At 50.1% G+C, this 19219-nt stretch carries 19 protein-coding genes and 1 riboswitch; of the genes, 3 read left to right on the top strand and 16 right to left on the bottom strand.

The window, feature by feature from the left end; translation table 11 throughout:
• Window positions 1-12: 12 nt before the first annotated feature.
• From glgP to BM056_RS05615, 3 genes are all read right to left on the bottom strand, one after another.
• On the bottom strand, window positions 13-2559 hold the full coding sequence (glgP, locus tag BM056_RS05625; RefSeq protein ID WP_092469576.1) for an alpha-glucan family phosphorylase: 2547 nt from the start codon (window positions 2557-2559) through the stop codon (window positions 13-15).
• A gap of 202 nt (window positions 2560-2761) precedes the next feature.
• Window positions 2762-3067 carry a zinc-ribbon domain containing protein gene (locus BM056_RS05620; protein ID WP_092469574.1) on the bottom strand — a complete coding sequence of 102 codons (306 nt, stop codon included), beginning with the start codon at window positions 3065-3067 and terminating at the stop codon, window positions 2762-2764.
• A gap of 194 nt (window positions 3068-3261) precedes the next feature.
• Complete coding sequence (locus BM056_RS05615; protein WP_092469572.1) at window positions 3262-3810, bottom strand: hypothetical protein; 549 nt, start codon at window positions 3808-3810, stop codon at window positions 3262-3264.
• A gap of 169 nt (window positions 3811-3979) precedes the next feature.
• On the opposite strand from BM056_RS05615, the gene BM056_RS05610 reads away from it, so the two are divergent.
• The 3 genes from BM056_RS05610 to BM056_RS05600 all read left to right on the top strand — a co-directional run bounded on the left by BM056_RS05610 (window position 3980) and on the right by BM056_RS05600 (window position 7211).
• Window positions 3980-5515, top strand: coding sequence for a phosphoenolpyruvate carboxykinase (ATP) (locus BM056_RS05610; RefSeq protein ID WP_092469570.1), 1536 nt, complete (start codon window positions 3980-3982; stop codon window positions 5513-5515).
• Window positions 5516-5907: 392 nt separating this feature from the next.
• Window positions 5908-6765, top strand: coding sequence for a DegV family protein (locus BM056_RS05605; protein WP_092469568.1), 858 nt, complete (start codon window positions 5908-5910; stop codon window positions 6763-6765).
• Window positions 6762-7211: a YaiI/YqxD family protein gene (locus BM056_RS05600; RefSeq protein WP_092469566.1), complete on the top strand. Its 450-nt coding sequence runs from the start codon at window positions 6762-6764 to the stop codon at window positions 7209-7211. The genes BM056_RS05605 and BM056_RS05600 overlap by 4 nt, the downstream gene beginning before the upstream one ends.
• Here BM056_RS05600 and BM056_RS05595 read toward each other — a convergent pair.
• From BM056_RS05595 to trpE, 13 genes are all read right to left on the bottom strand, one after another.
• A complete protein-coding gene (locus BM056_RS05595; RefSeq protein ID WP_092469564.1) occupies window positions 7200-7949 on the bottom strand; it encodes an ABC transporter ATP-binding protein in 750 nt (249 codons plus the stop codon). The genes BM056_RS05600 and BM056_RS05595 overlap by 12 nt on opposite strands.
• A 41-nt stretch (window positions 7950-7990) precedes the next feature.
• On the bottom strand, window positions 7991-9010 hold the full coding sequence (locus tag BM056_RS05590) for an ABC transporter substrate-binding protein (protein ID WP_092469562.1): 1020 nt from the start codon (window positions 9008-9010) through the stop codon (window positions 7991-7993).
• Complete coding sequence (locus BM056_RS05585) at window positions 9003-9773, bottom strand: ABC transporter permease (RefSeq protein ID WP_092469560.1); 771 nt, start codon at window positions 9771-9773, stop codon at window positions 9003-9005. The genes BM056_RS05590 and BM056_RS05585 overlap by 8 nt, the downstream gene beginning before the upstream one ends.
• Window positions 9760-10059 carry a thiamine-binding protein gene (locus tag BM056_RS05580; RefSeq protein WP_092469558.1) on the bottom strand — a complete coding sequence of 100 codons (300 nt, stop codon included), beginning with the start codon at window positions 10057-10059 and terminating at the stop codon, window positions 9760-9762. Before BM056_RS05580 ends, BM056_RS05585 begins: the two co-directional genes overlap by 14 nt.
• Window positions 10046-10711: a thiamine diphosphokinase gene (locus BM056_RS05575; RefSeq protein ID WP_092469556.1), complete on the bottom strand. Its 666-nt coding sequence runs from the start codon at window positions 10709-10711 to the stop codon at window positions 10046-10048. The genes BM056_RS05580 and BM056_RS05575 overlap by 14 nt, the downstream gene beginning before the upstream one ends.
• Window positions 10712-10880: 169 nt before the next feature.
• Window positions 10881-10991, bottom strand: a riboswitch (TPP riboswitch).
• Window positions 10992-11199: 208 nt separating this feature from the next.
• Window positions 11200-12021 carry a 3-deoxy-7-phosphoheptulonate synthase gene (gene aroF, locus BM056_RS05570; protein WP_165613410.1) on the bottom strand — a complete coding sequence of 274 codons (822 nt, stop codon included), beginning with the start codon at window positions 12019-12021 and terminating at the stop codon, window positions 11200-11202.
• 4 nt (window positions 12022-12025) lie between these two features.
• A complete protein-coding gene (gene trpA / locus BM056_RS05565; RefSeq protein WP_207648142.1) occupies window positions 12026-12850 on the bottom strand; it encodes a tryptophan synthase subunit alpha in 825 nt (274 codons plus the stop codon).
• Window positions 12843-14045, bottom strand: a complete 1203-nt coding sequence (trpB, locus tag BM056_RS05560; RefSeq protein ID WP_092469552.1) for a tryptophan synthase subunit beta — start codon at window positions 14043-14045, stop codon at window positions 12843-12845. The genes trpA and trpB overlap by 8 nt, the downstream gene beginning before the upstream one ends.
• Window positions 14046-14048: 3 nt before the next feature.
• Window positions 14049-14669 carry a phosphoribosylanthranilate isomerase gene (locus tag BM056_RS05555; protein WP_092469550.1) on the bottom strand — a complete coding sequence of 207 codons (621 nt, stop codon included), beginning with the start codon at window positions 14667-14669 and terminating at the stop codon, window positions 14049-14051.
• The gene (gene trpC, locus BM056_RS05550) at window positions 14666-15484 is read right to left on the bottom strand and encodes an indole-3-glycerol phosphate synthase TrpC (protein WP_092469548.1); all 819 of its coding nucleotides are present in this window, start codon (window positions 15482-15484) and stop codon (window positions 14666-14668) included. Before trpC ends, BM056_RS05555 begins: the two co-directional genes overlap by 4 nt.
• On the bottom strand, window positions 15481-16518 hold the full coding sequence (gene trpD, locus BM056_RS05545; RefSeq protein ID WP_092469546.1) for an anthranilate phosphoribosyltransferase: 1038 nt from the start codon (window positions 16516-16518) through the stop codon (window positions 15481-15483). The genes trpC and trpD overlap by 4 nt, the downstream gene beginning before the upstream one ends.
• 184 nt (window positions 16519-16702) lie before the next feature.
• Window positions 16703-17278 (bottom strand): anthranilate synthase component II, encoded by a 576-nt coding sequence (locus tag BM056_RS05540; RefSeq protein WP_092469544.1) that lies wholly within the window; start codon window positions 17276-17278, stop codon window positions 16703-16705.
• Window positions 17279-17477: 199 nt separating this feature from the next.
• Window positions 17478-18929 carry an anthranilate synthase component I gene (gene trpE / locus BM056_RS05535; protein WP_092469542.1) on the bottom strand — a complete coding sequence of 484 codons (1452 nt, stop codon included), beginning with the start codon at window positions 18927-18929 and terminating at the stop codon, window positions 17478-17480.
• Between the last annotated feature and the right edge of the window lie 290 nt (window positions 18930-19219).

Genomic DNA, 19219 nt, shown 5'->3' with positions numbered 1-19219 from the left:
TTTTAATAGTGTTTAAAAGTTTTCGGCCCACCTTACCAGAGGCAGTTCAATTGTTCCCACCATATGCTGCTGGTCCGGCCTTACCCTTACGGTGTAGCCAAAGGTTCCCTGGGTTAAGGGGACCTTTCCCACATATTTATATATCCCGTCGCCTACTTGCTCCTTCAATTCCATGGGCAGCGAGTCCAGACCGCAGATATAGCTTCCCCGGTCACTGCCCAGAGTGATTTCCACAACTACATCCTGCGAAGAAATTGGTCCCAGTTTAACCACCGATTCAACCATAAGTTCTTCGCCTTCGACCATATCCCACCTGCCGTTGGTATTGGTTCGTTCCACCTTGACGTGATGCCAGTTTTCCTTCATAAATCTTTTAAACCGGTCGACCTGCCTGGCAACCTGAAAACCCGCTTCCGTAAAAGCCACCCCCCGGTCAATCAAAGGTACATAAAAACGATCAGTATATTCCGATACCATCCTGGTAGTACTGAATCTGGTTATGATAGTCTTGATTGATTCCTTCATTCTACCTACCCATTGAACGGGAATACCGTTTTGACGGTCGTAATACAACGGTATTACTTTGTCTTCCAGGCATTTATACAGGTAAAAACTATCGTTCATGTCCTGATCTGCTTCTTTTAAATGCATATTACCCGGCCCCCCGATGGCAAAACCGTTTTTACCGTTATAGGCTTCCGGCCACCAACCGTCCAGCACGCTACAGTGCAGCACGCCATTCATAGCAGCTTTCATCCCGCTGGTACCGCTTGCCTCCATCGGCCAGCGCGGCGTATTCAACCAAACATCTACGCCATGGACCAAGTGTCTGGCTACATTTATGTCATAATTTTCAAGGAAGACAATTTTCCCCCGGAACGGTTCTTCCCTGGAGTAATCTAAAATCTTTTTAATTAATTCTTGTCCAGCTTGATCTGCGGGATGGGATTTCCCTGCAAAGATTATTTGTGCCGGGCGATCAAGGTTATTCAGCAGCGCAGCTAATCGATCAGGTTCTTTGAATAATAAAGTCGCCCGTTTATAGGTGGCATATCTACGGGCAAAACCTATGGTCAGGGCATGCGACAGCAGAATATCTTCTGCTTCAGCAACCAGCCCCAATTGCTCATGATTGCGAACCCTGTTTGCCCTAACCTTATCCCTGGCGTATTGAATAACTTTATCTTTTAATTGCGAGTGTGTTTCCCAAACTACCTCATCAGGGATTTGGTCAACCCGGCTTAAAACAGCAGGTTCAGTTACATGATTTTGCCAGTCTTCTCCCAGATAACGGTCAAAAACCTCTTTCCAGGCTTCCGCTATCCAGGTCCTGGCATGAACTCCGTTAGTCACAGAAGTAATTGGCACCTCTTCAACAGGCAGTGACGGGTAAAAGCGATGGAACATCTGCCGGGTCACTTCTCCGTGCAATCTACTGACCCCATTGCAATAACCGGACATCCTGATAGCCAGCAAGGTCATATTGAATTGTCTGTGTTCAAAATCCCAACCAAGATCAATCAGCGTCTGGCAGCTCATTCCGTTATCCCGGCAGAGACTACCAAGATATTTTTCCACCAGTTCCTTAGTGAAAACATCATGCCCCGCGGGAACGGGGGTATGCGTGGTAAAAATGGTATTTGAGCGAACCGCTTCCCTGGCAGTGGAATACGGAACACCATCAGACACCATCTCCCTTAGCCGCTCCAGGGTCAAAAATGCGGAGTGCCCTTCATTTATATGCCACACCCGGGAATTGACACCAAGTGCCCTTAACGCCCTGACGCCGCCGGCACCCAACATCAATTCCTGCATTATCCGCATTTCACGCCCCCCTCCGTAGAGCTGTGAAGTTATAGCCCTGTCCTCTTTGGAATTGACGGGCAGGTCGGTGTCCAATAAGATAATCCGCACCAGTCCGACCTTGATCTCCCAAACCCTGGCATGTACCGTACGTTCAGGGTACTCAACCGCCACAGTGATTTCCAGACCGCTTTCTGCAATCAACGGTTTTATGGGCATCTCATTAAAATTAAGGTCCGGATAAACAACCTCCTGTCTGCCCTCCCGGTTGATCAGCTGTTTGAAATAGCCATGCTTATACAGCAATCCTACCCCAACAAAAGGCAGACCCAGGTCGCTGGCTGCCTTGGCATGGTCACCGGCCAGAATACCCAGTCCGCCTGAATAAATCGGACAAGATTCATGCAGACCGAATTCCGCAGAAAAATAAGCTATTGTCCGGTCCCTGTAGTCAGGATTGGTACGGTGAAACCATTTCTCCTCATGCATGTATTGGTCATATTCGGCCATAACCTCATTATATTTTTTAAGATACTCCTGGTTGGCCGCTGCTTTTTCCAGGCTTTCCCTATCAATCCGCAACAGGAATTGAACCGGGTTGTGTTCAACCTGATCCCACAAACGGGGGTTAATTTCCCCGAATAAATCCCGTGCCGGCCGGTTCCAGCTAAACCACAGGTTATAAGAAAGCTCTCGCAGGCGCTGGACCGGTTCCGGCAGCGGCGGGTTTACCGAAACTTTGCGGAAATAAAACATTCGATGACCTCCGTAATCTAATTTTAGGGCATTTTTATTTTATCCCTGGAAACCGACCAAAATGCACCGGCAAAATAAAAACCGGCCCGCGTTAAAAATAACGCAGACCGGGTTTTCAGTGCTCAAAATATTAAAATTTTATTGCAACATTAACCGCAAGTTTGTTAAGTAAGTTTGTTAACAAATTAGTGTTTAGTTTTGATTAACCCCAGGAATCCCTACGCTTGGACCGATAGCAATCCGGGCAATATACCGGCCTGCTGCCGTTGGGCTGGAAAGGCACACTGGTCATTTGTCCACATTGGTCGCACACAACTTCATACATCTTTCTCTCTCTGGGCGCCCTGGCACGGGAATTATTTTGCTGACGGCGAGACCTGCGGCATTCCGGGCAGCGGGATGGTTCATTTTCAAAGCCCTTTTCGGCATAAAATTCCTGCTCGCCAGCCGTAAATACAAATTCCCCACCACAATCCCTACAAACTAAAGTCTTGTCAGAAAAAACCATTGTCCTGCTATTGTCCCCCTTATGAATTAGTCTTTACAATGGAACCTTTATTGATGATTCTCCAATTCATAAGCAGGAACGGGACTCACCACAAAAAATTCCATTAGTATGTCAATATCATATGGGAATTTGAATAAAATTACAACCTATGAAAAAAAAATTTTTGACTTTATAAGCTAAATATTTTCCAAGTATTAAGTTATTCTTCTTGCTTTAAGAATAGCAGACCATTTTCTTTCTTTTCCGTTGTCTGCCTCTGCACCCTCCGGACCGGATTCCCCGGTAACAGCAACTTCTTTTTTGGCAGGCAACAATTCAAGGGTTGCCGGAACCAATGCGGGAATAGAACGAGATTCCTTTTCAATCCGGTGTTTGAGATTTCGTACGGTATTCTCCAACTTCTCAACTTGTTCCCTGGAAGCCTTCTTTTTTTCCGCTGCAACCAGGCATTCCAAATCCCTGAGTCTACTGCGCAGTTTAAAATTACTGGACCTTAAAAAATCAATTTCACCCGTCATTTCCAAAAACTTTTCATTGCTGAAAAGAGCGTTTTCCAATTGATCGATCCTTTCCCGGTAAATCAGGTTGGTTCTGCCCAGAGCTTCATTTTCAACTTTATAGGACTTTAATTGCTGATCTTTTTCCTGTCCCATAACACCGCTGGCAAGCCTGTACGTAAGCAGTGAACCAACAGCAGCGCCCGCTCCCAACCAGGTTATAATCATAGTACCCTCTACCAGCACATCTTTCACCTCGTATATCAGTTTTTATAAATTACTTATTCTATGTATTTTTGTTAATTCCTTCCATAAATTAGTTTTGTATAATGTATACATTTTTTTGACCCAGGCAGGATGAAGAAGATCCATGCAGAATTTCAATAATTATACTAACCATAAGGGAGAGACAAAAATGAAGTTTGTAAAACTACCGGTGGAGGCGCAAAAAATCATCGCAAACCCCACCCACGAAGAATTAAAAGCACTGGCTCAGGACGGATGTCGAAAAACTGTTTACGATAGTGCAAGTTTTATCTCCGGTGTTCGCAATCGGAGCGCCAAAAAAACATTTATAGCCGAGGACGGGGTTCCTCTGGGCGTTGACCAGCAGGGCATCTCTGTCGAAGAAGCAACCAGAATTGCCGCTGAGGTTCATAAATACCTTAAAAACCAGGAGATTATCCGGCTGGATCGCCGCATGGGCTTACACCGCGACTTTAGCCTGCACTGCCGTCTATATATAACCTCCAGATTTGCACGTATTCCCTTAAAGTGGAATATCATGCTATTCCCGCCCGTTGATTCCGAAGCTGATCCGGATTTAGTAAGCATTTACATACCTGAATGGCCCGAACGGGTAATATTTTGCCACCCCCTGGCCGGAGTCACCTATATCCTTGGCACCGATTATTTCGGTGAAGCCAAAAAGTCTTTCCTGCGCATGGCCATGTTCCGCTGTAAGCAGGCTGGTGGGCTTGGTTTCCACGCAGGCAGCAAAGTATTAAGAGTAAAAGAGGAAACTGGAGAACTGAAGGATGTCGGTTTCCTGCTCTTCGGATTGAGCGGCACCGGAAAAACTACACTGACCATGCACGACCATAACCTGCAGGAACCCGAGAGAGCCATTATCAGGCAAGACGATGTCGTAATGATGAACCCGCAAGGCTATTGTTATGGGACTGAAAACGGCTTTTATATTAAAACCGAAGGCTTGGACGAGTCACAGAAAGTTCTTTACAAAGCGGCGCAAAGTCCGGAAGCGATATTTGAAAACGTAAAAGTAACTGACAACGGCTTAATTGATTTTGATAACAACGAACTGACTTCCAACGGTAGAGGCGTAATCCGTCGTGAAGATGTTTGGGGAGTTGACCAAAGCATCGACCTGGAAAAAGCCCATCGCTTGATATTCATTACCCGTCACGACAAAATTGTACCTCCCGTGGCAAGGCTAAACCCTGCACAGGCTGCGGCTTTCTTTATGCTGGGAGAATCTATCGAAACTTCAGCCGGCGACCCAACCAAGGCAGGACAATCCAAACGTGAAGTCGGCACCAACCCGTTCATCGTTGGTTTGGAAGGGGAAGAAGGGAACCGGCTGTTGGAAATATTGGAGGTCAACCCGGACATTGAGTGCTACCTCCTTAACACCGGCAGTGTGGGTATGGGCGGAAACCGCCCTGGAATTAAAATAAGCATCAGCGCATCCACCAACATTTTAAAACACATTGCCAGGGGTGATATTAAGTGGAAACAGGACCAGGACTGGGGATATCAGGTTCCGGAATTAATTCCGGAAATGGATATGCATGCTTATGACCCTGCAACTTATTACACGAAGGAAGATTACCATGATATGGTGGAACAACTCAGAGAAGAAAGAATGAATTGGCTGGCCAAATACGGGGAATTAAAGCAGGAGATAAAACGGGCAATAGCCAAAGCCTAAATTATCGCGGCTAATCAAAGGGGACATTCCTCGAAAAGGTGTGCCCCCTTTCGTTATTCCCCCCAAGCTACCTCAAGCGCAAGGGGCGGGAGGACAGGGTCATCCACCCCTATACCGCTTTTTATTTCGGCCGGTGCCGCCCCCCCTCTCACAGGCATAATATTTCACTATCTGCCGGTGGCACTACGAATGGATGTCTAATTATAAAAAAAGGTACTATTATGATTTTGTCGAATAGTTTAGATTATTGATCTCGTTAACCGCCGCTAAGACTCCCGCCTCTACAGGCGGGAGTCTTAGCGGCGATAAACTCGAAATAAGTGCGACTAAGGTTCAGGTGGGGTCAAAACCCCACCTGAACCAAGTTTTCTTTATTAACATTGGAGGTAGACATGCCCTCGGAAAAAATTGCACTGATAACTGACAGCACCTGCGACCTACCAGGTGAAATACTGAACAAGCTCAACGCCTGGGTTTTGCCCCTGAAGATTATTTACCGGGACAAAATTTTTAATGACCGGGTTGACATTCAGCCTCACGAGGTGTACAGCAAAATGCCTGCTGAAGTCCCCACCACCTCAATGCCCACGCCGGAAGAGACCCGGACACTATTGGAGAAACTTAGCGCTGAAAATTTTACCCATGCTATCTCAATACATATCTCCAGCGGCCTTAGCGGCACTTACGAAACGATAAAAACCGTAGCACAACAGTTTAATAAACTAAAAGTGGAAGTGATAGATTCCCGCGCTCTTTCCCTGGCCCTGGGATTTCTGGTGCAGGAAGCCGGAAAATGTATTCAAAGCGGACTTAATTTCGATAGCATTATAGCCCGGGTTAACGAAGTGCAAAAAAAGGTAAGTGTTTTTTTTGTGGTTAAAACCCTGGAATACTTGAAAAAGGGCGGTAGAATCGGTTATGTTGAAGGAACAGTTGGTCAGATTCTCGATATCAAACCGATAATCTCCATCAATGAGGAAGGCAAGTATTTCAGCTGGGGCAAAGTCAGGGGCAGAAAAAAATCTATTAACAAATTGCTGGAGATTCTTAAAGAAAAAGCTTCTGGAAAAACAATTAACATTGCAGTCGCCCACGGGGACGCCGAAGAGGAAGCAAAAAACCTATTGGAAAGAATAAAGGTTATGCCAGAGTTTCAAATCAAGGAGTTTATGTTCGCGCAGTTAAGCCCGGTAATGGTTGTGCATACCGGTCCGGGATTGATTGGCGTGGCTTTTTACGAGGTACAATGAAAATTATTATTGACGCGGACGCATGTCCCAAGCAGGTTCTTCAGATATGCGCACAGGCAGCGCGTAAATACGGCATTTTGCTGCATACTGTGGCCAGTTTTAACCACAACATCATCTCCCACCACCATACCACTGTGGGAAACGGACCCCAGGAAACAGACCTGGCGGTAATTAACATGACTCAGGCCGGAGATATAGTGATTACCCAGGACTGGGGACTGGCCGCACTGGTACTGGGTAAAAACGCGGCGGCTGTTTCCCCTGCCGGCAGAATTTATCGTCCGGATACTATTGAATTTTTACTGGAGGAAAGAGAGATTAAAGCCCGTTTACGCAGGGGCGGGGGACGAACCAAAGGGCCCCGTAAACGCAAAACGAACGACGATGAACGTTTCGCCGCCGCATTGCACAAAGTAATCCGGGAACAAAAAGAATTATTTCAATAACGCCTCCATGATAGTCTTCTTCAGCTCTAAAAACCGGGGCGTTGTAATGATTTCCGCACTCCGGGGTCCGGGCAGGTCCACTTTTAAATGCAGTGCAACCCTGGCCGGACGGGGAGTAAGCACGTAAACCCGGCCGGATAGCAAAAGCGCCTCATCAATGTCATGCGTAACAAAAAAAATCGCCTGTCTGAAATTGGCCCAGATTTCCAGCAGCCAGAGCTGCATCCTGGTCCTGGTTATGGCGTCCAAAGCACCGAAGGGCTCGTCCAGCAATAAGACCGGGCGTCGTGCCAGAACTGTCCGCATCAGTGCCGCCCGCTGCCGCATTCCACCGGAGAGTTCAGACGGGTAACTGTTTTCAAAGCCGGCCAGGCCGAACAACGACATCAATTCCCGCGCTTCCCGCCTCGCCTCCTTCCTGCTTACCCCATCCACCTCCCGGGCCAAAATTACATTGTCAAGCAGTGATCGCCACGGCAGCAGCAGGTCTTTCTGCGGCATGTAGGAGACAACCTCCCCCGCACCAACCCCTTCCCGGCCGTTAAACAGCACTTTACCCCGGTCCGGCTCGGCCAGGCCGCAGATAATATTGAACAAGGTGCTTTTGCCGCAGCCGCTGGGCCCGATCAAACTAACAAACTCCCCTTGCCCTATCTGTGCCGACACCCCGTCCAATACAACCAGCCGCTTACCGTCCAGTTCATACGACTTCCCCACATCCTCCAATAAAATTACCAACTCTTCCCCTCCTTCGGGGTCAGGCTTAAACGTCCCTTTCTTTATTTCTCCGGTAAAAACTCGTTGGTATACGCCTTTTCTGTATCTATCATTTGGGGCAGCAGTTTGCGCTCATACATCCACCTGGCGTAACGCTCCCATACTTCACCCTTTTGTTCACCCCAGCGAGCTGCATCATCTTGATAGCGGGGGCTGAGGTATTCCTGGCTGGCCAGCACCAGTTTTGCATCTGATTCCGGCGCATATTTGAGCAGTATTTGCGCTGCCTCATCCGGGTGCTGCGCAGCATACTCATAGCCTTTAGCTGTAGCCCGCATAAATTTTTTAACCAGCTCCGGGTTTTCCGCAACCAGTTTTTCTCCGGTAATCAGCACCGGAGTGTAGTAATCCAGCGCCGGGTCAAGCTTGCGCAGTTCCAGGAAATTAAGGTCAATACCCCTTTGTTCGGCTTCAATGCCGGTCCAGCCGTAATAGATCCAGGCAAAATCAACATCACGCTCAATGGCGGTAAAGAAATCCGCGGTACCGATGTTGAAAATTTCCACTTTGGAAAAATCACCGCCATCGCCTTCCACCACAGCTTTTATCATTGCTTCCTCAGTGGGGGAGCCCCAACCTCCATAGCGTTTCCCTTCCATTTCTTTTGCCCTGGTGATGCCGGTTTCTTTTTTAGAAGCAAAACCGGAAGTATTATGCTGTATAACCGTGGCAATTGATACTACCGGCACGTCACTGGACCTGGCCAGGGTTACGTCCTCCTGGTAGCTTACTCCAAATTGCGCCTTGCCGGTGGCAACCAACTGAGTGGTCCCGCCTTCGGTTGGCTCCACTATCCTGGTATTAAGGCCTTCTTCTTTGTACCAGCCTTTATCCAGGGCCACATAAAGTCCGGTATGATTGGTGTTGGGTACCCAGTCAAGCATTACCGTTACATCCCGGGGCTCCGCTTTTGCGGCAGCATCTTCTTTGACGGCAGCCCCTTCTTTATTCCCGGCAGCACAACCTGCGTTAGCCAACAGGGCTAATGCCAGCAACAACACCATCGCATATTTTTTAACCATTATTCCTGCTCCTCTCCTTAAAATACCACGGCATGGCCAGCCTGGCCAAAAGAATAATTAGTACAAACAGCAGCAAACTAACTGAAGAGATCACAATGATAGCCGCAAACACCCGGTCTAATTGATAAGAATGGGAGGCCCTGGTCATAAATACCCCCAGGCCACTGCCGGCCCCCAGCCACTCACCGATCACCGCGCCCATAACAGCATAAGTGCCTGCGATCTTTAAGCCGGAAAAAAAAGAAGGCAGGGCGGCCGGGAACCGAACCGTTTTAATTATTTTCCAGTTACTTGCACCCATAACCCGCAATAAATCAACCATACCGGGCTCGGCCGCTTCCATGCCCTCCACCATACTAACCGCTATCGGGAAAAAACAAACCAACGCCACTACGATCACCTTGGGCAGCAGTCCCAGCCCGAACCAGATTAACAGCAGCGGAGCAATTGAGATAATCGGCACTGTTTGGGACAGCACCAGCAAAGGATAGATCCCCCGTTTGAACCAGGGGGAAGAATCCATGAGCACAGCCACCGCCGAGGCGAGAAAAACGGCTGCCAGCAGCCCGGACGCAGCTGCCATTAAGGTACTCTTGGAGTGATAAAGCAGCAGCGGCAGCATGTCTTTAAGGGCTGCAGCAACCTGCCACGGCGCAGGAAGCAGCCAGGCCTCGATTCCTGAAAAAGTTACTGCACCCTGCCAAATTGCAATCAGGGCAACAATACAAACCAGCGGAGCTGTAAATTTGTTACCGCGGGGCATTTCTATATTTACCAACCTTTTCTTCCATGGTAACCCCTTGCGGCGCATAATCAATTTTTACAATTGTCATAACCCGTTTTGCGCCGGCATCAATACACGCCTGCTGGGCGTTTTTAACAATATCCAACAGTTCGTCAAGCTCGCCCTCCATGGTGGTTTCCATCGGCCCGACCTCATATTTGACACCGGAGTGCTGAACCACTTCAATGGCCCTGTCAACAACCGCATAGCTGTTTCCGTCCGGCACCTGCGGCAAAACTTGAAAGCTTACATTAATTACTGCCATGCAATTCACCTCGCTGATTAATTTTTATCAACAACAGCAGGCCGGAATCAATAGTTATCTCCGCCCTGTCTGCAGCCAACCGGTTGCTGATTCCATAGGGGTTGCCGATAACAAATTCGGCATCACGCAAAGGCCATTTAGCCCCTGTCACGTTAATTCCCGTAACTTTCGCTGTCAATGGCAGCAGGGAAAACAATTCTCCCGCCGCACCTTCCACTACGGTGCGTTCACCGGGAGACACCAAACTAATATCGTTAAACTCGTTGACAATCCTCGCCCGCACACCCTGCTCCCTGGCAACCGCCAGCAGGTGGATGTTGGCCAGTGAATGATCAAACCTTGTCCCCAAGGCACCCAGGATTATTATCTCCCCGGGCTTGCCGGCCAGCGCCTCGGCCACGGCCAGGGCGGTATCGGTGTCGTCTTTTTCTGCCGGATGTTCCTTAATAACTGAACCAAGTTTTTTAAACTTATCCAGTAATCCGCGGTCAATGGAATCCATGTCACCGATGATCATATCAGGCACAATGCCTAAACTGTCGATATAGCGGGCGCCACCATCAACACAAATGACTCTGTCCTCCGGTTTAATCATTTCAGCCAGCCAGCTTGCCTCGCCGGCGCTGCCGCCGGTTACAACAACACAGCGCATTAAATACCTCCCAAAGTAAGTATTCAGAAGTCAGGAGTCAGGAGTCAGAATAATTATGAAGCAGTCGAATGCTTTAAAAAGACACCGAGATGCTAGGAAATCCTACTGAATTCTAACTACTGACTCCTGAATTCTAAATAAAAAACGCACCCCATAGGCCAGGTGCGCCTTTTAAGCATCAATCCTTTCCTACGCGGGCATTACCCCGATCAGGTTCATTGGGTCAGGTGCTCCCTTTGCCCTTTCTCAGCCCATCACATGAGCTCCCCAAGTATTATTTTATTATTTTTCATTTTTATGATTTTATGATAATTATATAGCTTTATAGCTTTCAGTCAACGGTATAATACTATTTATTAAAAGTATTCAGGAGTCAGGAGCCAGGACTCAGAATAATTATAAAGCAGTCGAATGCTTTAAAAAGACACCGAGATGCTAGGAAATCCTACTGAATTCTGACTACTGACTCCTGAATTCTAAATTAAACTTTATGCGCTGGCTTTAGTGTGCAAACGAGTGTTATTTGTTAATTCGCCCATAAATGAGACTAATTCCTCCGGTTTTAGCGACTGCTGACCGTCTGAAAGGGCCTGATCCGGGTTTGGGTGAACTTCCAGCATCACCCCGTCGGCGCCTGCGGCCATGGCTGCCCGGGCCACCGGCAGCACAAGCTCCCTCCGGCCCGTACCGTGACTGGGATCAGCTATCAGGGGCAGGTGAGATAATAGTTTTACCGCGGGTATAGCGTTAATATCAAAGGTATTGCGGGTATAGGTCTCAAAGCTGCGTATGCCCCGCTCGCAAAGGATAACTTCCCGGTTGCCCTCGGCCATAATATACTCGGCGGCCAGCAGCCATTCTTCCAGCGTCGCGGAGAGCCCGCGCTTAAGCATCACCGGAAATTTTAGCCGGCCCACTTCTTGCAGCAGCCCGAAGTTTTGCATGTTTCTGCTGCCAATTTGAATAATGTCGGTATAACGGCAGACATCGGAGATATGCGCTGCGTCCGTTAATTCAGTAATCACCGGCATACCGGCCGCCCGCCCGGCGTCTGCCAGAATACGCAGTCCAGCCACACCCAGGCCCTGAAAGGAATAGGGGGACGTGCGCGGCTTGTAAGCGCCACCCCGCAATATGTGTACGCCAAGTCTTTTTAATTTGCAGGCCAGCTTGACCATCATTTCCTCTTCTTCAACAGCGCAGGGCCCCGCGATAACAACAGGCGCGCCCCCACCGATGGTACAATCACCCACCCTGATAACGGTGTTTTCCACTTTGCTTTCCCGGCTGACAAGTTTATAATTGGGCAGCATTTTAGTTCACCTCCGGACCGGCCAAAGCTTGTTTGAGTTCCTCCACTTTTTTACAGACCTCGTCAACCAAGCCGGCTGAACCCGTTCGGCGGGAAACAATATTAACCAGGGCACTGCCCACCACCACTGCGTCGCAATGACGGGCAACTTTAACCGCCTGCTCCGGCCCGGAAATTCCAAAACCCACCGCTACGGGCAGCGGGCTATACTGTCGGACCGCACCGGTCATGGCGGAAAGATCGGTCATAATATTTTGCCGCTCCCCGGTTACACCCGTCACCGAAACGCAGTAAATAAATCCGCGGGCTCTGGCAGCAATCATTTGCAATCTCCCGGGCGGCGTGTTGGGCGTCACCAGCGGAATTAAATCCAGGCCGTTTTCGTCCAGTGCCTGCAGCAGCTCATCCGATTCCTCGGGCGGCAGATCAGGCACGATCAGTCCATTTCCTCCCGCCCTGGCCAGGTCGGCGGCAAATTTAGCCGGTCCATACTGCAGCACCGGGTTATAATAAGTCATCAGCACCAGGGGTATGTCGCTGCGGCTTCTAATCGCTTCAACCGCCTGAATTATACCTTGCACAGTGGCGCCTCCGGCCAGCGCCCGCTGGGAGGCAGCCTGAATGGTAGGCCCATCGGCCACCGGGTCTGAGAAGGGAACACCAAGTTCAAGCACGTCTGTCCCCGCTTCCGCCATAGCCACCGCCAATTCCACGGTGGTTTTTAAATCAGGATCACCGGCGGTGATATAAGCAATCAGGCCCTTCTGCCCTAAAGCAAGCACTTGCTCAAGTCTCGCCGTTATCCTGCTTTGGACCATTTTAGTCATTCAAGGACACCCCCATTTCCGTAGCAACGGTGTGCACATCTTTATCTCCACGGCCGGATAAATTAACAATAATCACGTTTTCCTTTGGCAATTCCCTGGCCAGGCGAATGGTTGCGGCCAGGGCGTGGCTGCTTTCCAGAGCGGGAATAATCCCTTCGGTACGACAAAGAACTTTAAATGCGTCCAGCGCCTCCCGGTCGGTGGCCGAAACATACTCGGCCCGCCCGGATTCTTTAAGGAAACTATGCTCCGGACCAACACCCGGGTAATCAAGCCCGGCCGAAATGGAGTGGACGGGAACTACCTGGCCGTCGCCGTCCTGAAGCAGGTAACTTAAAGAACCGTGCAATACCCCGGGTTTGCCTTTTGATAATGTGGCGGCGTGAAGATCGGTTTCCAGTCCGTGGCCGGCCGCCTCAACGCCAACCAACCGCACCTCCCGGTCCTCGATGAAGGGGTAAAATATACCCATAGAATTACTGCCGCCCCCAACGCAGGCAACCACGTAGTCAGGCAGCCGGCCGGCCTGTTCCAGAACCTGGCACCTGGCCTCGTCGCCGATCACCCGCTGAAAATCCCTGACGATCATTGGATAGGGATGGGGGCCCGCCACCGATCCAATCAGGTAATATGACGATGCTATATTGGTAACCCAATCCCGCATGGCCTCGTTCATTGCATCTTTAAGTGTTTTGCTGCCGGATGCCACAGGCACCACTTCGGCCCCCAGCAGTTTCATGCGGAACACGTTAAGGGATTGGCGCTGAATATCTTCTTCACCCATGTATACGGCGCACTCCAGGCCAAACATGGCCGCCACCGTGGCCGTGGCCACACCGTGCTGTCCCGCCCCGGTTTCGGCAATGATGCGTTTTTTTCCCATTCGGCGGGCCAGCAGCACCTGGCCTATGGTATTATTGATTTTATGTGCCCCGGTGTGATTAAGGTCTTCCCGTTTCAAGTAGATTTTGGCCCCGCCCAGCAATTCAGTCAACCCCCGGGCGAAGTACAGTGGGGACTGCCTGCCCACATAGTTGGCCAGATAATAACGATATTCTTCCTGAAAAGCGCTGTCATTGCGGACCTGTTCGTAAGCTTCTATTAACTCCTCCAGCGCCGGCATCAGTGTTTCGGGTACGAATTTGCCGCCGAACCGGCCATAATAGCCCCGCTCATCCGGTAATGCCAATGTCATCTATTAAACCCCCTTGGCCAGAGTGATAAACTCTTTTATTTTTTGCGCGTCCTTCTGCCCGTTCGTTTCAACCCCTCCGGAGACATCAACCGCATATGGCCTGACGGTTCGGACCGCCTCGCGCACATTGAAGGGGTTTAGCCCACCGGCCAATATCACCGGCTTCGGGCATGCTATATTTTCCAACAGAGACCAGTCGAAGGTTTTCCCGGTCCCCCCATAGCTTTTATCACAATAAGTATCAAATAAAAATGCGTCGTCTTTAAAGCCGTTCAAATCGGGTACCGGCTTGCCGTTGCCCACCCGCAGTGACCTGATTATCGGCAGGGCAAGATCTAAAGCATAGCCGGGCGGCTCGTCACCACTCAACTGAACAGCTGTGAGACCGCAGTGCCGGGCTATCTGCTCAATCTCCCCCGGCGGCGAGTTTACAAACACTCCTACCCGGGCGACAAATGGCGGCAGCTGGGCAATAATTGCGCGGGCCGTTTCCGGCTGGACCCTGCGACGACTGGGAGCAAAGACAAAACCCAACGCATCGGCTCCCGCCTCCACCGCCGCCAGGGCCATATCAACGCCGGTAATACCGCAAATTTTTACCTTAACCTGATAATCTTCGCTCATACCACGGCCACCTTCATCGCTTTGCCAACTCCCTTAAACCGCCTGACCCCATCCTGAAGATCACCTGAGGTCATTAACGACTCGCCCACCAGTATCGCGTCAGCACCATAGCTGCCCAGCGTTTCAACGTCTGTCCTGTTTTTTATTCCACTTTCGCTAACCACGGTAAAATGCGGCTTGTTGATATAACCAATTAATTCCCGTGTAGTTTTAAGATCAACCTGAAAAGACCGCAGATCCCGGTTATTAATCCCAATTATTGAAGCTTTGGCTGCTATCGCCCGTTCTATTTCATCGGGAGTGCGGGTTTCCACCAGCGCTTCCATGCCCAGCGCGCGGGTAGTTTCAATAAATTCTCCCAGTTCTTCGTCCGCCAGCGCTCCCGCTATCAACAACAAAGCGTCGGCTCCTAAAAAGCGGGACTCATAAATCTGATATAAATCTATAATAAAATCTTTTCTCAACAAAGGCTGCCGGGTCATCAGTCTGGCAGCGGCCAGATATTCCGCGGCACCACCGAAAAATTCCCTTTCGGTCAATACGGAAACCGCATCCGCTTCCGCCTCCCGGTAGGCGGCAATTGTTTCCATCAGGTTAAAATCCTTTATAATTATTCCCCTGGAGGGAGAGCGCCTCTTCACTTCGGCAATTAAGGCCACTTCCCCGGGATGCTGCAGCGCCGGACCAAACCCTACCGGAGCAAACGGCACTTCCGCCACCCACTCTTTCAGCTTTTCCAAAGGCAGGCGCTTCCTGCTATCTGCCACTTCTTCCCTTTTATGCCGCAGGATTTTTTCCAAAATGTTTTCGCTCATAGCCCCGCTGCCCTGGCTTCCCTGCAGCCCGCCGTAAACCTGACCATTTCTTCCAGTTTGGCCAGGGCGGCGCCGCTTTCAATGCTGCGTGACGCCAGGTCGACACCGACGGCAAAATCATTTGCCACTCCGGCCGCCATCAAACCCAGGGCTGCGTTAAGGACCACCGCATCATACTTGGGGCCTTTATCGCCTTTCAGCAACTTTAATATGATTGCGGCGTTTTCTTCGGGAGGTCCCCCGGCCAGCCGGTCGGCGCCGACAGGTGTAAAGCCGTAAACCGCCGGGTCCAGCTCATATTCATCAACACTTCCATCGCAAACTTCGCATACCAGTGCGGGTCCCACCGGTGAAACCTCATCCAGCCCACCGGCACCGTACACCACAAAAGCCCGCCTGGCGCCAAGCCGCACCAGCACTTCCGCCAGCACACGCACCAGCTTTGGACTGTACACGCCCAGCACCTGGGCCTGGGCACCCGCAGGGTTGGTCAGCGGGCCCAGGATGTTGAAAACAGTGCGGAAACCCAGTTCCCGGCGCGGTGCGGCGGCATACTTCATGGCCCCATGCAGCAAAGGCGCGAAAAGAAAGGCAATCCCCACCCGGTCCAGACAAACGCTAGCTTCATCCGGAGTAAGTTCCAGGTTAACCCCCAGGGCTTCCAGGACATCGGCACTGCCGCAGCGGCTGGATACCGAGCGGTTGCCGTGTTTGGCCACTTTAACTCCCGCCCCGGCCAGCACCAGCGCAGCAGCCGTGGAAATATTAAACGTATTGGATCCGTCCCCTCCGGTGCCGCACGTATCTACCAGCATAGGGTGCGAGCTGGCAACAGGCGTTGCTTTACTGCGCATCACCCTGGCAAAGCCTGTTATTTCGTCAATGGTCTCACCCTTCAATTTTAACGCGGTCAACAGTCCGGCGATTTGGGCCGGTGTTGCCCCGCCCTCCATAATTTGCTCCATCGCTCCGGCAGCTTCGGTTTCGGAAAGATTCTCACCGGCCACCACTTTGTTTAATAAATCTTTAATCACTCCACTCAGCTCCTCTCAACTCTTTTTAATATATCGTGATATTAAAATATTGCAGTTATCTTCGCGCAGCCTGTAAGACCCCGCCCTCTTAGGTCGGGGATTAACAAGCTGTAAGCTCGAAATAAGTGCGACTAAGGTAGATGGGGTTAAAACCCCCACCTGAACCAAGTCTTCTTTATTATAATTAATTTAAGCCTGCCCCCTTGAGGAAGTTGGCGAGGAGGTCGAGGCCGTATTCAGAGAGCATGGATTCCGGGTGGAATTGTACGCCTTCCACCGGCAGGTGCAGGTGACGCAGACCCATAATTTCTCCTTCTTCGGTCCAAGCGGTTACCTCTAATTCAGCGGGCAGCGTCTCCCTCTCTACAATCAGAGAATGGTAGCGAACCGCTTTAAAGGGAGACGGCAGCCCAGCAAAAACTGATTGGCCATCGTGATAGATTAAGGATATTTTGCCGTGCATGGGGGTTCTGGCTTTGACAACTCTGCCGCCAAAGGCCCGCCCAATGGCCTGCAGTCCCAGGCAAACCCCCAGGATGGGCATTTTGCCTGCATATTGTTGAATTGCCTGCAGCATAATCCCGGCCTCATCCGGGATTCCCGGTCCCGGTGAAAGTACCATGTAACCCGGGGCAAGGTCCAATATTTCCGGAATGGTAACCATATTGTTGCGCTTCACCAGAACATCCTCCCCCAGCAGGGAAAGATACTGCACCAAATTATAAGTAAACGAATCGTAATTATCAATCATCAACAGCACCGTAGGTCACCCCTTTCCCGGACAAATAAAAAAGCCGGCACTCAAATGAATGAGCGCCGGCTGTATATACGCCGGTCCGCACTCATCTCAGCTCCTCTCCAACTTAAAAAAACTCAACTAATCTCAACTAAACTCTCGTAAAAAATATTAACTTATTTAATTAATTTACTACTATTAACAGCAACTGTCAACGGTTTTTTTAATTTTCCAGGCCCAGTGTTTTAAACATGGCGCCGGCTTTGCGGGCCATCTCCTCGCATTCGCTCCGCGGTTTGGAATCAGCCACAATTCCGGCACCGGCCTGAATATAAGCTGTGTCGTCTTTAACCACCAGCGTCCGGATAGCGATGGCGGTATCAAGGTTTCCGTTGAACCCCAGATAACCCGCTGAACCGGCGTAAATCCCGCGCCGGGTTGGCTCAAGCTCATCAATTATCTCCATCGCCCTGACCTTGGGCGCACCGCTTACCGTACCGGCCGGGAAACAAGCTTTAAGCGCGTCCAGGGCACCAACCCCGGGTTTCGGAACACCTTCCACCCGGGAAACAATATGCATAACATGGGAGAAATACTCTATATCCATAAAACGTGGCACTTTGACACTGCCAGGCAGGGAGACCCGCCCCAGATCATTGCGCCCCAGGTCAACCAACATCAGGTGTTCGGCTCTCTCTTTTTCGTCTTCAAGCAGCTCAGCAGCCAGGCAGTTGTCTTCCTCCGGTGTTTTGCCCCTAGGGCGTGTGCCAGCTATCGGACAGGTGGTCAAAATCCCGTTTTCCGCCCGCACCAGCATTTCAGGTGAAGATCCAACAATTTTGATCTCACCCAAATTAAAGTAGAACATATAGGGGGACGGGTTAACGCTTCTGAGCCGCCTGTAAACGGCAAAAGCATCCCCCTTGAAACCAACGGAGTAACGGCGTGAAAGCACAACCTGGATAATATCGCCCGCCCGGATATACTCCAAAGCCTGTTCTATCCGCCGCATCATAGCCTCATCCGGCAGGTCAACATTTACTGTGCCGCTTAAAGTAAAATCTGTGGGCGTAGGCAGCGGGCTAAGCAACTTCTTGTCAATTTCCGCCAGTTTATCTATCGCCCGGCAGTAGGAAGCGGCGGGATTTCGCACCTCTACCGGCATATTGATAACAAAAGTGACGCTATTCCGGACATGATCGTAGATAACTACCGTTCCGGGCACAAACTGCATACAGTCCGGCAGTTCCAGCTTATCGACGGGTGTACCCGGCAGTTTTTCAACAAACCGAACGGCATCGTACGCCAGGTAGCCCACCGCCCCGCCGTAAAACCTGGGCAAGGATTTAATCCGGGGCACCCGGTAATTGCCAAGCAAACCTGTTAGCGCCTCTAAAGGCGGGCCATCGGCAGCTGCGGATCCATCGGGGTAAATAGCTTCCCCCTTGCCATCTTTAGAGCGGAACGTCACCAGAGGGTCCATGGCTATAAAAGAATACCTGCCCAAATGGCTCCCACCCTCCACGCTTTCCAGCAGACAACAGGGCCCATTACCCGACAATTTTAGAAACAAGGTAATGGGGGTTTCGGTATCCATCACCTTTTCGGTATAAACCTGAATCAAGTTGTAATTACGGCTCAGTTCGATATATTCATTTAAATCAGGGTAAATCATATTCACATCTCCCCCAGAAAAAATAAAAAACAGCACTCAAATGAGTACCGTTTTATAAACGACACCTACTCACCTAAGCTCTTAAAAAACTCTTCTCTGCTAAACTCAACTCTTTTTCCTGTCCTGAAAAACTTATTAAGTTACTTGTAACTGGCGCTCCGTTGGTTCCCTCCGTGCGCTGCGCAATTTTCCTTATATCTTTTATAGTTATTACCATAAAAAAGGTGTATCCCCTTTCCTTATAGTATTAATTAGAGTATAAGAAGTCAACCCCAATTTATTTGAAACAG

Source organism: Desulfotruncus arcticus DSM 17038 (genome assembly GCF_900113335.1).
In the GTDB taxonomy this organism is placed as follows: Bacteria; Bacillota; Desulfotomaculia; order Desulfotomaculales; family Desulfallaceae; genus Desulfotruncus; species Desulfotruncus arcticus.
Note: the sequence above shows the minus strand (reverse complement) of the source record. Positions and strands in the feature narration are given on the sequence as shown.

Excerpts from the sequence above, each read along its gene's own strand:
- glgP (WP_092469576.1), bottom strand. The coding sequence starts at position 2,559 with ATGTTTTATTTCCGCAAAGTTTCGGTAAACCCGCCGCTGCCGGAACCG.
- BM056_RS05620 (WP_092469574.1), bottom strand. The coding sequence starts at position 3,067 with ATGGTTTTTTCTGACAAGACTTTAGTTTGTAGGGATTGTGGTGGGGAA.
- BM056_RS05610 (WP_092469570.1), top strand. The coding sequence starts at position 3,980 with ATGAAGTTTGTAAAACTACCGGTGGAGGCGCAAAAAATCATCGCAAAC.
- BM056_RS05605 (WP_092469568.1), top strand. The coding sequence starts at position 5,908 with ATGCCCTCGGAAAAAATTGCACTGATAACTGACAGCACCTGCGACCTA.
- BM056_RS05600 (WP_092469566.1), top strand. The coding sequence starts at position 6,762 with ATGAAAATTATTATTGACGCGGACGCATGTCCCAAGCAGGTTCTTCAG.
- BM056_RS05590 (WP_092469562.1), bottom strand. The coding sequence starts at position 9,010 with ATGGTTAAAAAATATGCGATGGTGTTGTTGCTGGCATTAGCCCTGTTG.
- BM056_RS05585 (WP_092469560.1), bottom strand. The coding sequence starts at position 9,773 with ATGCCCCGCGGTAACAAATTTACAGCTCCGCTGGTTTGTATTGTTGCC.
- BM056_RS05580 (WP_092469558.1), bottom strand. The coding sequence starts at position 10,059 with ATGGCAGTAATTAATGTAAGCTTTCAAGTTTTGCCGCAGGTGCCGGAC.
- BM056_RS05575 (WP_092469556.1), bottom strand. The coding sequence starts at position 10,711 with ATGCGCTGTGTTGTTGTAACCGGCGGCAGCGCCGGCGAGGCAAGCTGG.
- trpA (WP_207648142.1), bottom strand. The coding sequence starts at position 12,850 with ATGACTAAAATGGTCCAAAGCAGGATAACGGCGAGACTTGAGCAAGTG.
- trpB (WP_092469552.1), bottom strand. The coding sequence starts at position 14,045 with ATGACATTGGCATTACCGGATGAGCGGGGCTATTATGGCCGGTTCGGC.
- BM056_RS05555 (WP_092469550.1), bottom strand. The coding sequence starts at position 14,669 with ATGAGCGAAGATTATCAGGTTAAGGTAAAAATTTGCGGTATTACCGGC.
- trpC (WP_092469548.1), bottom strand. The coding sequence starts at position 15,484 with ATGAGCGAAAACATTTTGGAAAAAATCCTGCGGCATAAAAGGGAAGAA.
- trpE (WP_092469542.1), bottom strand. The coding sequence starts at position 18,929 with ATGATTTACCCTGATTTAAATGAATATATCGAACTGAGCCGTAATTAC.